10 protein-coding genes are annotated in these 16,710 nt (G+C 39.3%); 8 read left to right on the top strand and 2 right to left on the bottom strand.

All coding sequences use genetic code 11. The features are described from left to right. The first annotated feature begins 1 nt into the window (after position 1). The 8 genes from nuoL to NHE85_RS07160 all read left to right on the top strand — a co-directional run bounded on the left by nuoL (position 2) and on the right by NHE85_RS07160 (position 10,246). Entirely contained in the window at positions 2 to 1,882 is a 1,881-nt protein-coding gene (gene nuoL / locus NHE85_RS07195) for an NADH-quinone oxidoreductase subunit L (RefSeq protein ID WP_252811107.1), read from the top strand. A gap of 10 nt (positions 1,883 to 1,892) precedes the next feature. After that, a complete protein-coding gene (locus NHE85_RS07190) occupies positions 1,893 to 3,335 on the top strand; it encodes a NuoM family protein (protein ID WP_252811105.1) in 1,443 nt (480 codons plus the stop codon). A gap of 12 nt (positions 3,336 to 3,347) precedes the next feature. Then, the gene (locus NHE85_RS07185; protein WP_252811103.1) at positions 3,348 to 4,721 is read left to right on the top strand and encodes an NADH-quinone oxidoreductase subunit N; all 1,374 of its coding nucleotides are present in this window, start codon (positions 3,348 to 3,350) and stop codon (positions 4,719 to 4,721) included. 129 nt (positions 4,722 to 4,850) lie between these two features. Further along, complete coding sequence (locus NHE85_RS07180) at positions 4,851 to 6,122, top strand: Y-family DNA polymerase (RefSeq protein ID WP_252811101.1); 1,272 nt, start codon at positions 4,851 to 4,853, stop codon at positions 6,120 to 6,122. Next, positions 6,113 to 6,565 (top strand): LexA family transcriptional regulator, encoded by a 453-nt coding sequence (locus NHE85_RS07175; RefSeq protein WP_252811100.1) that lies wholly within the window; start codon positions 6,113 to 6,115, stop codon positions 6,563 to 6,565. Before NHE85_RS07180 ends, NHE85_RS07175 begins: the two co-directional genes overlap by 10 nt. Positions 6,566 to 6,682: 117 nt before the next feature. Further along, positions 6,683 to 7,984, top strand: coding sequence for a cytochrome ubiquinol oxidase subunit I (locus NHE85_RS07170; RefSeq protein WP_252811098.1), 1,302 nt, complete (start codon positions 6,683 to 6,685; stop codon positions 7,982 to 7,984). Positions 7,985 to 7,989: 5 nt separating this feature from the next. Continuing rightward, complete coding sequence (locus NHE85_RS07165; RefSeq protein ID WP_252811096.1) at positions 7,990 to 9,018, top strand: cytochrome d ubiquinol oxidase subunit II; 1,029 nt, start codon at positions 7,990 to 7,992, stop codon at positions 9,016 to 9,018. Next, entirely contained in the window at positions 8,999 to 10,246 is a 1,248-nt protein-coding gene (locus NHE85_RS07160; RefSeq protein WP_252811094.1) for an MFS transporter, read from the top strand. Before NHE85_RS07165 ends, NHE85_RS07160 begins: the two co-directional genes overlap by 20 nt. Before the next feature lie 124 nt (positions 10,247 to 10,370). Here the strand turns inward: NHE85_RS07160 and NHE85_RS07155 are convergent, their stop codons facing one another. Beyond that, on the bottom strand, positions 10,371 to 11,315 hold the full coding sequence (locus tag NHE85_RS07155; protein ID WP_252811092.1) for a type IX secretion system membrane protein PorP/SprF: 945 nt from the start codon (positions 11,313 to 11,315) through the stop codon (positions 10,371 to 10,373). Positions 11,316 to 11,391: 76 nt separating this feature from the next. Continuing rightward, a partial coding sequence (locus tag NHE85_RS07150; RefSeq protein ID WP_252811090.1) for a T9SS type B sorting domain-containing protein occupies positions 11,392 to 16,710 on the bottom strand: 5,319 nt, incomplete at its 5' end.

Here is a 16,710-nt window from a genome sequence, read left to right as displayed (position 1 = left end):
AATGGATACAAATTTGGCTTTACTATTATTATTTGCTCCGTTTGCAGGATTTTTGCTTAATGTTTTCTTTGGAAAAAAGCTAAGCAAAGGTGCATCGGGAACATTAGGAACTCTTGCAGTAGCCACTTCTTTTGTGGTAACGCTTACTTTTTTCCTTCAGGTTATTAATACCGGAACACCGGTTATGATAGACCTTGGTGAGTGGCTTACACTTGCTAACTTTAAGGTAAACTTTGGCTTTCAGCTGGATCAGCTTTCATTGTTATGGTTAATGTTTGTTACCGGAATAGGTACACTTATTCATATGTACTCTATAAGCTATATGCATGATGATGAGAATCTGTATAAATTTTTTGCTTATCTGAATCTTTTCGTATTCTTTATGATTACGCTTGTTATGGGCAGCAATCTGCTTATAATGTTCATTGGTTGGGAAGGTGTCGGTCTTTGTTCTTACCTTCTTATCGGATTTTGGTATAAAAATCAGGATTATAACGATGCAGCAAAAAAAGCATTTATAATGAACCGTATTGGCGACCTTGGTTTCCTTATAGGTATTTTTATCATCGGTTATTTATTCCATTCAGTAGATTATACAACTATCAGTTCGGCAATAGCATCGGGGACAGAAGTTGACATGGTTTGGTTAAGCGCCGCTGCACTGTGCCTGTTTATAGGTGCCTGTGGTAAAAGTGCTCAGATACCATTATATACATGGTTACCGGATGCAATGGCAGGACCAACGCCTGTATCGGCACTTATACACGCTGCTACCATGGTGACAGCAGGTATATTTATGATAACAAGAATGAACTTTTTGTTTAATCTTGCTCCGGATGTTCAAAATGTAATTGCCATAGTTGGCGCAGTAACATCTCTTGTAGCGGCAGCTATCGGACTGGTACAAAACGACATCAAAAAAGTGCTTGCATATTCTACGGTATCACAATTAGGATTAATGTTCCTTGCTCTTGGTCTTGGTACTTATGAAGTTGCTGTTTTCCACGTAATAACACATGCTTTCTTTAAGGCTTGTCTTTTCTTAGGATCAGGTTCTGTCATCCATGCAATGCATGGTGAGCAGGATATGCGCAATATGGGCGGACTTAGAAAAGTAATGAAAGTTACTTTTATCACTTTCCTTATATCAACACTTGCTATTTCAGGACTTCCGCCATTTTCAGGTTTCTTCTCTAAGGATGAAATACTGATGACTGCTTTCCATCATAACAAAGCACTTTGGGCAATTGCAGCATTAGCATCGTTAATGACAGCATTTTACATGTTCAGACTATTATACCTTACTTTCTATAAAGATTTTAGAGGAACAGAAGAGCAAAAACATCATTTGCATGAGTCTCCGGGACTTATAACATTCCCGCTTATTGTGCTTTCACTACTTGCTCTTGTAGGTGGTATTATAAACCTGCCCGGCAGCAACTGGTTAAACCATTATCTTGCTCCTGTTATTGCTAAACCGGCAGAACACCATGCATTAGATGGTTCTGCATATATGCTTATGGGACTTGCCGTAGCCGGAGCGTTAATAGGAATTGGTATTGCATACTACAAATACATTAAACAATCGGCTGTACCGGGTCAGGACAGTGAAATAACAGGCTTTGCAAAAGTATTATATAACAAATTTTATGTAGACGAGATTTACACCGCCATAATTGTAAACCCAATTTATGCTATAGGAAGCTTCTTTAGAGATGTAACCGAAGCTGCTTTCTCGGGCTTTATTTTTGGTTTGGGCAAAGTAGCCAATATACTTGGAAGCGAAGGAAAGACGCTGCAAAACGGAAGCGTAGGCTTTTACCTGTTTGCTTTTGTTCTGGGTATCTGCTCAATAATTGTTTTTATATTTCTGGCAAAATAATTCATAACTGATGGACATATCATTTGTACTTATTATCTTATTATTCGGGGCAGCAGCCACTTACTTTGTAGGCAACAAGTGGGCTGCAAAAGCAGCGCTTATTTTTAGTACTGCAGCATTTGCAGCAGCTATTTATGTTACCTGCCTGTTCAGTCAGGGAGAACCTGTAAGCTTTATACAAACCTGGATAGAAAAACCACGTGTATTAATTGCTTTTCAGGCCGACGGGCTCTCGCTGATAATGTTATTGCTAACAACAGCGCTTACTCCTATCATTATACTTTCTACATTTAAAAATACTATTAAAAACTCAAGAGCTTTTTACGCGCTTATTATGTTCATGGCATTTGCTATGGCAGGTACTTTTATTAGTGTAGATGGCTTTGTGTATTATATTTTCTGGGAACTTTCGCTAATCCCTATTTACTTTATATCTCTTGTGTGGGGTAAAGGCGATTGGGAAAGCAGAAAAAAAGCTGTTATAAAATTCTTTATTTACACTTTTGCAGGTTCACTGTTTATGCTTGTAGCATTTATTTACCTGTATCAAAGAACAGGATCTTTCCTTAACATACACCTTTACAGGGCATTTTTAACGCCTAATGAGCAGTTTTTTATATTCTTAGCCTTTTTCCTGGCATATGCTATAAAAATTCCAATTATACCATTTCATACATGGCAGGCTAATGTTTACCAAAAATCGCCAACGGCAGGTACAATGCTGCTATCCGGTATAATGCTTAAAATGGCAATATACAGTATAATCAGATGGCAGCTGCCAATAGCGCCAAAACCGGCTGCAGACCTTATGTACATATTTGTTGGCCTTTGTATTGCCGGCGTTATATACGGATCTATACTGGCATTAAAACAAACTGACCTTAAAAAATTACTGGCATATTCATCTCTTGCTCACGTAGGACTAATAGCAGCCGGTGCTTATACCCTTACTCTTGACGGACTTCGTGGTGCAGTATTGCAAATGATTGCTCACGGTTTTGTAGTAGTAGGCCTTTTTTATGCTGCTGAAATAATAGAGCGCCGTTATAATACAGGTGAAATAAGTGAAATGGGAGGCATCAGATCTCAGTCACCTAAATTTACTTCAATGTTCATGATACTAGTATTAGCATCTGTAGCATTGCCAGCAACCTTTAACTTTGTTGGAGAATTTGAATTACTTTATAGTATGGCACAAACCAGTATATGGTTTGCAGTTATAGCAGGTACTACAATAATACTGGGTGCTTTCTATATGCTAAGAATGTTCCAGCAGGTAATGCTTGGAGAGCAGAATGCAAAACCATTTGCCGATGTAACTTTTGGCGAAGGATTTGTTTTTGTAACAATAATAGCGGTACTTCTATTCTTTGGTTTATATCCTAAACCAATAGTAGATTTTATTACTCCGGAACTACAGAGAATTTTAGTTTCTATAAACAGAATTAATTAAGCCCGATATAAGATGTATACATTAATAGCTATTGCAGGATTAGGGATTATATGCCTTATAGCTGAAATTTTTAATTTAAGAAAAGCCATTATACCGGTAACCATTTTAGGGTTGTTTGGTACACTGGCGCTTACTGTGGCTGATTATAATAAAGTTCAGACCTACTATAACAACATGATAATTACAGATAATTATTCTGTTTCTTTTTCATGCTTGTTTATTGTGCTTACTATTTTTCTTGTAGCCCTTTCAGGCGATTTTCATAAAGAACATAAGGCCAAGATATCAGACTTTATAGCTATAAAGCTTTTCCTTTTAACAGGAGCTATTGCTATGATATCTTTTGGCAACATGGCAATGTTTTTTCTTGGTATAGAAATATTATCTATAGCGCTTTATGTATTGGCTGCAAGCCAGCCAAAAAATATAAAAAGCAATGAGGCAGGTATGAAGTACTTCCTTATGGGGGCTTTTGCTTCAGGCTTTATTTTGTTTGGAATAGCTCTTATTTACGGAGCTACTGGCTCATTTGATACACATGCTATATATGGAACCCTTCTTGAAGGCACTAATGTGCCGGGATGGTTTTTTATAGGTATTGTAATGCTAAGCATTGGGCTTTTATTTAAAATTGCTGCCGTTCCTTTCCATTTTTGGGCTCCTGATGTTTATGAAGGTTCTCCTGCATTAACAACAGCAACCATGAGTACACTTGTTAAAGTTGCTGCAATAGCAGCCTTCTTTAAACTTATGGTAAGCATTAACCGTACTGTGCCGGGAAGTTACATTACTGTAATAAGTATTGTTTCTATTCTTTCTATGACTGTAGGTAATCTTACAGCTTTAGTACAGACTAATGTAAAACGTATGCTTGCTTTTTCGGGTATATCACACGCAGGATTTATGCTTATGGTTTTCTTTAACCCTACGCATACGGCAGGTACTTTATTATATTATGCCACAGCCTATGCACTTGCAGGTATAGCGGCGTTCGCTGTCATACTGGCTGTTTGCGGAGATAAAGGAAATGAAGAGGTTTATAATTTTAACGGCCTTGGCAAAAAAAATCCTTTAATGGCCGCGATATTAACCTGCTCGCTTTTATCAATGGCAGGTATTCCTATATTTTCAGGTTTCTTTGGAAAATTCTTCCTGTTTCAGGAAGTATTAAGTACAAACCACGTAGCTATTGTAATTATTGCAATAATAAATTCTATTATAAGTGTAGGCTACTATTTTAAACTTATACTTGCTATGTATACCAAAGAAGATACAAGTGAAAAACAATCGGTACCTGTTATGTATACCATTGTAGCAGTACTTTCCATATTACTTAACATTGCTATAGGGCTTTACCCTTCTTTTGTTTTAGGCAGGTTAGGATAAACAAGAAATAACAAAAAAAACCACCGCTCATCACGGTGGTTTTTTTTGTTATTCAGGAGTATATCTTTAATTACAGCTTTTTACATAATACTATCATTTCATAATTCCATAATAACTAATTTTGCATTTATGTATGCCCTTATTGACTGCAACAATTTTTATGTATCCTGTGAAAGGGTATTCCAGCCGCAATGGCAGGGCAAACCTGTTGTGGTTTTATCTAATAATGATGGCTGTATTATTTCGAGAAGCGAAGAGGCTAAAGCATTAGGTATAGGTATGGCCGTACCCGAATTTAAAATAAGGGAACAGCTAAAAGCAGGAAATGTAAAAGTATTTTCGAGCAACTACTCACTATATGGCGATTTAAGCCAGCGCGTAATGGGCATTATGCGATTATATACTCCTAATGTGGAGGAATATAGTATAGATGAAGCTTTCCTTGACTTTAATGGAGTAACCATCCCTGATTATAATGCATACGGACTTGAGATAAAACAACGCACCTGGAAATGGTTAAGCATGCCGATATGCGTAGGTATAGCTCCAACTAAAACACTTGCTAAGGCAGCCAATCGTATTGCCAAAAAATTTCAGGATAAAACACAGGGCGTCTATGTAATGGATACTGATGAAAAACGTATAAAAGCCCTGAAATGGTTAAAAATTGAAGATGTTTGGGGTATTGGCTACAGAACAGTAAAAAAACTTAAAGCCAGAAATATAGTTACTGCCTATGATTTCATTCAACCCCATATGGAGCAATGGATTAAAAATGAAATGGGTGTTATAGGCATGCGTATAAAATGTGAACTTGAAGGCAGCCCCGCAATAGGCGATGGACAGGTACCCGAAAAGAAAAAAAGTATTGCTACAACCCGTAGTTTCCCTAAACAACTAACCAGTTATGATCTGCTAAGAGAACGGGTTTCTACATTTGCTACTGTTAGTGCCGAAAAACTGCGAAAACAAAAATCATGCTGTTATACTGTAATTGTAATGCTTGTAGCAGATAAGCATAGTATAAACAATCCTAAATATTACTACAGCAAAGCCATAACGCTTCCGTTTGCTACAAATTCTGCTATTACCATAAGCAATGCAGCTGTACAGCTGCTTAAAGAATTACTTGCAGATACCGATACCATTAAATTTAAAAAAGCAGGCGTAATAGTAACCGAACTGATTCCTGAAGATGCTAAACAATTTAATTTGTTTAATGACGAAAATCCCAAGCATATTGCTCTTATGAAAGCTATGGATAAGATGAATGAAAAGCTGGGCGGACGCAAAATACGCCTGGCGGCACAGGCAAAAAAAACATGGGATATGAACCAGAATATGCTTTCGCCAAGGTATACCACAGATATTAATGATATACTTGTAGTACAATGCCAGTAAAGAAAAACAATAAGCCAAACCTTACTTTTTATAGTCCCGACCTGGATAACAATACAGGACTTCCATTTGTTACACATGAAGTAAAGGCTGGTTTTCCGTCGCCGGCACTGGACTTTATGGAATATAAAATTGACCTTAACAAGGTAGTTGCCGAAAAAAATCCTTTAGCAACATTTTATATAAAAGTGGCAGGTAACTCTATGACCGATGCAGGTATTGATGATGGCGATATACTTGTTATAGATCGCAGTCTGGAAGCAACAGACGGCAAAATCGCTGTATGCCTTATTGATGGTGAGTTTACCGTTAAGCGACTGAAAATGCAAACTGACTGCCTTTATCTTATGCCCGAAAACCCGGCTTACCATCCAATAAAAGTAACCGAAGATAATCAGTTTGTTATTTGGGCAATTGTTACCTATATAATAAAAAAGATAGGCTAAATTTATAAAGTTTTTACTGCAGGAAATATTAAAATATTCCGTTCATATTTTAGCCTTATAGATGCGGTTATCCGGCGTTTGTGAAGTATCTTTGATAGGCCTAAATACGACCGTACTATGGATAATTTAGATGCAGCACGAATGCAGATGGCATTCACCCTTATTTTTCACATTGTATTTGCCTGTATAGGTATGGTAATGCCCTTTTTTATGGTAAAATCACACTATAAATGGCTCAAAACCAAAAACCCTGTTTTTTTAACGCTTACTAAATCTTGGCAAAAAGGTGTAGCCATATTTTTTGTTACGGGTGCAGTATCGGGCACGGCACTTTCATTTGAACTAGGATTGTTATGGCCAAAGTTTATGCTGCATGCCGGCCCTATTATAGGAATGCCTTTTTCGTTGGAGGGAGCAGCCTTTTTTATAGAAGCTGTAGCATTAGGTTTTTATCTGTACGGATGGAATAAACTTAATGAAAAATTTCACCTTGCAACAGGAATCATTGTTGGAGTATCAGGAATACTATCCGGCATATTAGTCGTTTCAGCCAATAGCTGGATGAATGCACCTTCCGGTTTTGACTATGTAAATGGCGAATTCCTGAATATAGATCCTGTAAAAGCATTTCTCAATCCCGCCTGGTTTACACAGGCTTTGCATATGACACTTGCTGCTTTTGCAGCCACATCGTTTGCGGTAGCAGGAATTCATGCCTGGCAGATTTATAAAAATAGGAATACACCTTTACATAAAGAGGCTTTTAAAATTGCTATACTCTTTGGAGCAATTGCAGCCGTATTACAACCTTTAAGCGGTGACCTATCGGCCAAAGATATTGCACAACGCCAGCCTGCAAAACTTGCCGCACTGGAAGCGCATTATAAAACCGAACGCGGCGCGCCTCTTTATATAGCAGGTATTGTTGACGAAGAAAAAAGAGAAGTGACCCACAAAATAGAAATACCAAAAGCTCTCTCTTTCCTTTCTTTCGGCGATTTTAATGCTGAAGTTAAAGGCCTAAATGATTTTCCTGAAGAAGACCGCCCTCCTGTAGCAATTACCCACTACGCTTTTCAAATGATGGTAGGGTTAGGCACACTACTTATGTTTTCGGCAATTGTATATTTTATAAGCATAAAAAAGAAGCATTGGCAGGAAAACAAAAAATTCTGGCTCTACTTTGCTTTATTAAGTCCTGTAGGTTTCCTCGCATTGGAGTCAGGCTGGATTGTAACCGAAGTAGGCCGCCAGCCCTGGATAATATATAATGTAATGCGTACTAAAGATGCTGTTACCCCTATGCCCGGAATGGTATATAGTTTTTATATGTATGTTTTGCTTTATATAACACTTTCAATAGCGGTAACTTGGCTTATGGTACGCCAGATAAAAACGCTTAACCGTACTAAAATTTAAGCCCTATGCTGTATGTAGTATTGTTTTTTACCGTGTTTTCATTTTTCCTGTATGTACTGCTAGGTGGTGCCGATTTTGGTGCCGGCATACTGGAGTTATTTTCTTCTGCCGAGCATAAAAAATCGATCAAGAAAACAGTATATAGTGTTATGGGACCCGTATGGGAGGCCAATCATATATGGATCATAATTCTAATAGTAATTTTATGGATTGCATTTCCTGCCTTTTATAATATTATCATTATTTACCTGCATATCCCTTTAACGCTTGTGCTACTTGGCATTACCCTGCGCGGTGTGGCTTTTGTTTTTAGACATTATGATGCTGTAAAAGATAAATCGCAGTTACTTTACGATCGTATGTTCGAATTTTCCTGTCTTGTAACCCCCATCTTTTTAGGAATGTGCTTTGGTACACTTATTAGCGGCAATATCATTATTCCCGAAGAACTTACTACTGCCAGTTTTGCCGACATATACATTCATACATGGTTACAGCCCTTCCCTATTTTGGCAGGATGCTTTTTTAGTGCGCTATGTGTTTTTCTTTCAGCTACTTTTTTAATTGGCGAGGCTACAACATATGAAAAACGTATGTATATGCGTAAAGCCGGAATAGCCACATTTGCAGTAGTTATATTAGGTATGGCAGTACTTATTACCGGATATGTGGAAAACATGAAATTTATTAACGATTTTTTGCATAACTACTATGCTGTCGGATCAGTAATATTATCCGGATTGTTGTTATTTCCACTTTGGCAAAGCATTAAAAAAGGATATACCATAACCTGTCGCTTATATGCAGGAATACAGGTGATACTAATATTATGGGCTGCTGTAGGTACACATTTTCCTAATCTTATCATTACACAAAATGGCCCTATCAGCCTTCTTGACGGCAAAGCACCCGATAGTGTTATTGATGTACTTGGCATATCATTAATAATTGGCGGATTGCTTATTATACCCGGGTTATTTCATTTATTAAAGTCGTTTAAAATGATCAAAATTCTTGAGGACGAAAGGAACTAAGAAGCTGGATCAGCGTAAAAGAATAATTCCGAAATTTACATTTCCAAAAACATTCTCATTCATGCAGGATATCCCTATTACAAAGACACAGATAGCCGTTATGTCGGCAGCTGCCGGAATTTGTGTTGCCAACATTTACTATAACCAGCCCATACTTAAAGATATTGCCCTTGATTTTGGCGTTACCGAAAGCCGTGCGGGCATAATATCTGTACTTGCACAGGCAGGCTATGGTCTCGGTTTATTTTTTATTACTCCTTTGGGAGATAAAATAAACCGCAGGAAATTAATATTGGCGTTACAAATAATATTAGTACTGGCCCTTGTAGGCACTACATTCGTTCAGAATTTTTTCTGGATGTGTACATTTAGCCTTATTATGGGACTGCTTAGTGTTGCCGCCCAGGTTATACTGCCATTGGCAGCCAGTTTAGACAGTAAAAAACGCGGGCATAATGTGGGCATTATTTTTACAGGAATACTGGTAGGCATATTGGCCGCAAGGGTTTTTAGCGGGCTTATTGCCGAATGGTTTAACTGGCGTTATGTATATGGTATATCTTCAGGCTTGGTAATGATAAGTTCGCTATTATTATATTTTACATTGCCTGATAAACAGCAGGTAATGTTTGAAGGTAATTATCTGCGCTTACTCGGCTCATCATTACAACAATTAAGACGCTTTTCTTTATTACGCCGAACAGCACTTTTAGGCGGCCTTGCTTTTGGTATCTTCTGTTCATTCTGGACAACGCTTACTTTCCACCTAAGCGGAGAACCGTTTAACTATGGCTCAGATGTTATTGGCCTTTTCGGTTTATTAGCTATTGGTGGCGCATTACTGGCTCCCCTTTTTGGAAAACTGGCCGATAAAGGCAGTCCTGCCCGTGCACAGGTTTTCTCTGTAACACTTGTATTGGTTGGCATTGTATTGGTGCAAATTTATCCGCTTTCTACTGTTGCTTTTGCAGTAGCCGTATTATTGCTTGATGTAGGTGTACAGGCAACACAGGTTACTAATGTTGCAACTATTTATACGCTTGATGCCACAGCCCACAGCCGTATTAACACAGCTTATATGACCAGTTATTTTATTGGTGGCGCTTTGGGTACATTTGTAGGCATACAATGCTGGCAGGCAGGAGGGTGGCATTTTGTTACCTGGCAATTACTATCATGGGGTATCTTCTGTTTAGCAATTGCCGTTTGGGGCCTGAAGGAAAAATAATGAACTTTTCAAATATACATATCTACAAAAAACCCTTAGTATTGGCATCCTAAGGGTTTTTACAAACAATCACAACAATGTGACGAGCTTAGATTAGTAAGCTCAGAGGGGAATCATAAATATCTTAATGAGCTCCGTGTGTACAAGGACAGTCACTTACACCCTGGAATATATCAATACCAAGCGTTACCATGTGGGTTCCGCTGTTTGTAGCCAGTAATTCGTTAGTAGTTATTTGATATGAATAAGCAAAATAAAAGTTAGATACTTTTAAACCTACCATTGGCCCAATATTTAATGGGTCTCCAAACTGGTCGTTAAGAAAACGGTAGTTTATACCTGCCCAGTAATAGTTTTCACCATCAAGAAAACGAAACTTCATATTAAAGTCGGTACTGGACCTTCCGTCACTTTCAAAATACTGAACATAAGCCGACGGTTCTATTTCAAGAGCATCACCGCTTTTAAAAACATAACCTGTATATAACTGGTAATTTCTAAGCCGCTTAGGTTCATTAGTAGCAAAAAGGTCTATATTCTTGTTTAGTATATTACCCGCCGTAAAGCTGGCATAAAAATCTTCAAAGCGATAAAGCAATGCCACATCAAAGTTATGGTTTACTGTATATCTGTTATTTGTAATAGACTGATCGGGAGTTTGTATATCTTCCGTATCAATTTTAAACTGGTTAAGGTTATAGGATATACCAAATGAAAGGTACTGATCATAGTAAGGATCAAGAATAATATGGTGAGCATAAGATAGCCTGCCACCATACTGCCTTGTATAGCCGTTTTTATCATTATATAAAAATACTCCTATACCGCTATTTGCTGATATTCTCATATCTGCAGCGAGCGACTGGTTATCAGGTGCATCTTTAATTCCTACCCACTGCGTAAGTCCGTTAGCCCTTATTTTAACGTGGTCTCCGATACCTGCATAAGCGGGAGAAATAACAAAAGGGTTATCTGCAAGGTATTGTGTAAATGTAGGAATGTTAAGCTCCTGCGCATTTAAGTATGGAAAAGCTAAAACTAATACTAACAGGGTATATATTTTTTTCATTTTGTGCGTGTGTTTTTGTCCAAATTGATTTTTTTAATGCAGGCCACACCTTAACAGGCGTGGCCGTTATTAATTTTTATCTGTAAATAGTGAAGTGTCCTACAAATTCCCTGTTGTCAGCATCTCCCAGCTTAATCAGGTACCAGTAATCTCCCGTAGGAAGTTCATTTCCTTCATACTTACCATCCCATACCTGACCTTGTCTAAGTGTTGCCACTTTTCTACCGTAACGGTCAAATATATCGGTATTGATATTAGGATAGTTTTGGGTATTGCCCGGTGACCAGGTATCGTTTTGTCCGTCTCCACCAGGAGTAATAACATCCGGTATTATAATATCTATAAACTTAACTTCTATAGATGCTTCTGTAGTACAGCCCCTGCTATCAGTTACAGTTACCACATATGTTCCGCTATGGTCATACACAAAGGTGTTTTTGGTTCCCATATCATTACCTTCAAAAGTGTAAGTATAAGGTCCTTTACCACCCGATGTAGATGCTTTGAACTGGTTCAGTCCGCTTTCTGCAAGTAAAAGGGTTAATTCGTCCGTACTTTCGATTGTAAATGAAGTTGTATCAGTACACCCGGATATATGAAGTACTTCTACAGTATAGGTACCATCCTGAAGATTAGCAAATACATTAGATGTCTGTGGAGGATTATTCCCTTTAGGACCTTCTATAGTATACGTAAGCTCAGTAGGATCTATATTACCATCTGTTACTATAGTTACTGTATTTTCATTACAATTATATACTACCTGTGACGTTGCATTAATGTCCATTGGCGCATCAAGCGGAACATCAATTGTTGTGGTACATCCATTAGTATCTTTAACATAAATAGTATAAGTAACACCTCCGTCAAGATTATCAAACAAGATCTGATCTTCTACGAAAACACCATTAGGCGTAAGACTCGTAGCATAAGGTCCTGTACCTCCTGTTATGCCTATTTCTATAACACCGTTGTCATCATTAACACATATTTCCTGCAGTACATCTACAACTGTTACAGCTATAGCTGTAGGCTCATTTACCACCACAGGAACTTCTGTATAACACCCGTAAGCATCTTCTACCCTTATGGTATAATTGCCTGCCAACAGATTATTGAACACCGGATTCTGGGTCATTGCAAAGTCTGGTGATATACCATATTTAAGAGTTCCTGTTCCTCCTGAAGCCGTTACTGTTATACTTCCGTTATTAACGCCGTTACATGTTGCATCTTCAGACGATGCTGTTGCTACAACCGCAGGACGATCCTGAACTGTAAAGTCTAATTGTGCTGTACATCCGTTTATGTGCTTAACATATACTGTGTAAGAGCCTGGGGCAATATCAAATACATTATTAGCCGTATATGAACCCGTTGCACCTGTTAATGAATACTCCAGGTTTTGAACAACCGGATTAAGCAGTACAGTTACTGTATTTACCGGATTGTTATTATCACAGCTTAAGGTTGTTTGTATGTAAGGGTTAAGGTTAACACCTTTTTCTATAGTAACAGTTGTTTTTGCATAACAGCCATTAGCATCTCTTACATACACATCATAAGTACCACCAAACAGGCTTGAATATGTTAGTACATCCTGTTGGAAGTTAACCGCCGAAACAATCGCTGTAGAATATGGCGCTACTCCGCCTTGTGGCGTTATAGTAATAGTACCATCATGTGCATTAATACAGCTTTCGGCTGTTGCCACAGCAGATAATGTTAAAGCTTCGGCCGGTTCTGAAACATCTACTGTTGTAGTAACCACACAACCCATAGCGTCTTTTACCCAAAGAGTATATTGACCCGCTAAAAGATCGGTAAAGTTATTTGACGGCCCATAAATAGGTGTTGGCCAGATATTCCAGGTAATCGCATACTGTAATGGTCCGGTTCCTCCTGTTGCATTAACCTGAATAGCTCCAACAGCTTTACCGTGACAGGCAACATCTGTTACTGTTGGTGCACTCATTACAATCGGAATAACAGGATTTATGTTAAAGTCTACCGCTTCACTACATCCCTGAATGTGCGTAACCGTAATTGTATGTGTAACCGCAGGATCAAGACCATCTACTACAAAAGTATTTGATGACTGTGGCGTTCCACCATCCAGGCTATACATTACATCTGTAACAACTGCAGGATTAACACTTACTTCAATTGTAGTTTCAGTACATTGCTGTGTTACAAGCAGTGATGGCTGAATTTGTATACCTGTTGCAATGGTAATCTGTTCTGTGTAAGAACATCCGTTAGCATCTACTACTTCTACATCATATATACCATCTGCAAGAGCTGTATAATTCATCTGAGCTGTAAAGGCTGCAGCCGAATCTATTCTTGATTGATATGGTGCTGTACCGCCTGTTGCAACTATAGTAATTGTACCATCATTGGCATTAAGACATTGTTCATCTGTTTTAGATACTGTAACTGCTAACGCTGCTGTTGGCTGGGCTACTGTAAGCACTGTTGTTACAACCTCACAGCCTATAGCGTCTCTTACACTTATCGTATAGTCACCTGCCGCAAGGCCTGCAAATACATTTGATGGCTGGTAAGTTGTAAATACAGGTGGTGTAGCAGTAGAGATAGCATACTCAAGTGGTGTAGTACCGCCCGATGCCGTTACTGTGATCTCTCCTGTTGTAGTACCATAACACAATACATCTGCTGTTACTGCTGCGGTAGCTGTTACAGGCAGTCTGTCTATGATCGTGAATGTGGTCGTCTGGATACAGCCGTTTACATGCTGTGCATAAGCGGTATAAGTACCGCCTGCAAGGCTAACCCCTGTAAAGGTGTTCGATGCCTGGTAATTCGTTCCGTCTATTGAGTACGTTACATCTGATGCAGCTACTGCCTGGTTAATGGCAATGGTAATATCGTTATCCGGTGTGTTTGATACACACGTTGGGGTTACCGTTGCTACAGGCTGCATATCCACACCCTCTGCAATTGTTATAGCTGCCGGTAAAGTGTAGGTACATCCGTTAGCATCCCTTACATCTATTGTGTAAGCAGCATCTGCAAGGCCTGTGTAGCTTAACTGTGCTGCAAAAGCTGAACCGTTAAGGCTTGTTTCATATGGTGCTGTACCGCCTGCAGGGACTATAGTGATTGTACCATCATTAGCATTGATACAGATCTCATTAGTTGAAGTAGCTGTAGCGGTTAATGCTGCTGTTGGCTGGGTTACCGTAAGCACTGTTGTTATAACCTCACAGCCAATAGCATCTCTTATACTGATCGTGTAATCGCCTGCCGCAAGGCCTGCAAATACATTCGATGGCTGGTAAGCAGTGAATACCGGTGGTGTAGCAGTAGAGATAGCATACTCAAGTGGTGTAGTACCGCCGGTTGCTGTTACCGTGATCTCTCCTGTGGTATTGCCATAACACAATACATCTGCTGTTACTGCTGCGGTAGCTGTTACAGGCAGTCTGTCTATGATCGTGAATGTGGTCGTCTGGATACAGCCGTTTACATGCTGTGCATAAGCGGTATAAGTACCGCCTGCAAGGCTGACTCCTGTAAAGGTGTTTGATGCCTGGTAATTCGTTCCGTCTATTGAGTACATTACATCAGATGCAGCTACTGCCGGGTTAATGGCAATAATAACATCGTTATCCGGTGTGTTTGATACACATGTTGGAGTTACCGTTGCTACAGGCTGCATGTCCACACCCTCTGCAATTGTTATAGCTGCCGGTAAAGTATAAGTACATCCGTTGGCATCCCTTACATCTATTGTGTAAGCAGCATCCGCAAGGCCTGTGTAGCTTAATTGTGCAGCAAAGGCCGAACCGTTAAGGCTTGTTTCATATGGTGCTGTACCGCCTACAGGGACTATGGTTATTGTACCATCATTAGCATTGATACAGATCTCATTAGTTGAACTCGCTGTAGCGGTTAATGCTGCTGTTGGCTGGGTTACCGTAAGCACTGTTGTTACAACCTCACAGCCTATAGCATCTCTTACACTGATCGTGTAATCGCCTGCCGCAAGGCCTGCAAATACATTTGATGGCTGGTAAGTTGTGAATACCGGTGGTGTAGCAGTAGAGATAGCATACTCAAGTGGTGTAGTACCGCCCGATGCCGTTACCGTTATCTCTCCTGTTGTAGTACCATAACACAACACATCTGCTGTTACTGCTGCGGTAGCTGTTACAGGCAGTCTGTCGATGATCGTGAACGTAGTGGTCTGGATACAGCCGTTTACATACTGTGCATAAGCGGTATAAGTACCTCCGCCAAGATTAACCCCTGTAAAGGTGTTCGATGCCTGGTAATTCGTTCCGTCTATTGAGTACGTTACATCAGATACAGCTACTGCCGGATTAATGGCAATGGTAACATCGTTATCCGGTGTGTTTGATACACACGTTGGAGTTACCGTTGCTACAGGCTGCATGTCCACACCCTCTGCAATTGTTATAGCTGCCGGTAAAGTATAAGTACATCCGTTAGCATCCCTTACATTTATTGTGTAAGCAGCATCTGCAAGGCCTGTGTAGCTTAACTGCGATGCAAAGGCCGAACCGTTAAGGCTTGTTTCATATGGTGCTGTACCGCCTACAGGGACTACAGTAATAGTACCGTCGTTAGCATTGATACAGATCTCATTAGTTGAACTCGCTGTAGCGGTTAATGCTGCTGTTGGTTCAGTAATAGTTGTTGTTAACTGAGTTTCACATCCAACATTATCATCCATTATACTGATTGTATAATCTCCTGCTGCAAGGCCTGTAAATACTCCTGTGCTTTGATATGTACCAAATACAGGCGGTGTCTGATCTGAAATTGCATAGCTTAATGTGCCTGTACCGCCTGTAGCCATTACTGTGATCTCTCCTGTGATATTGCCAAAGCAAAGTACATTAGTTTGAGAATCTATCGAAGCTGATATTGGCAACAGAGCCGGGACTGTAAAAGTTACATCCTGTGTACATCCGTTTATATATCTGAAAGTAATAGTATGTGAGCCTGCACTAAGATCCTGATAGAAAGTACTGTCAGCAGGCTCAAAAATACCTCCGTCTAAAGCGCACTCAAAATCACTAGCAGGAATATTAGGATTAACTGTAGGGAATACTATATTACCAATTACATTATTAGTACATGTCGGGAAAATTTGATAATCACCCTGAATATCCACACCCTCTGCAATTGTTATAGCTGCAGGTAAAGTATAAGTACATCCGTTAGCATCCCTTACATCAATTGTGTAAGTAGTATCCGAAAGATTAGATATCGTAATAGGGCCTGCAGATGGCGGTGTTGTAAATGTACCTCCGTTTAGACTTACAGCATAAGGGCCTGTACCATCTGTTGGGGTTACTGTAATACTACCATCATTAGCATTGATACAGATCTCGTCAGTTGA

The organism is Flavobacterium sp. NRK1 (assembly GCF_024054175.1).
GTDB lineage: Bacteria > Bacteroidota > Bacteroidia > Flavobacteriales > Flavobacteriaceae > Flavobacterium.
This window is presented reverse-complemented; position numbering and strand designations above follow the sequence as displayed.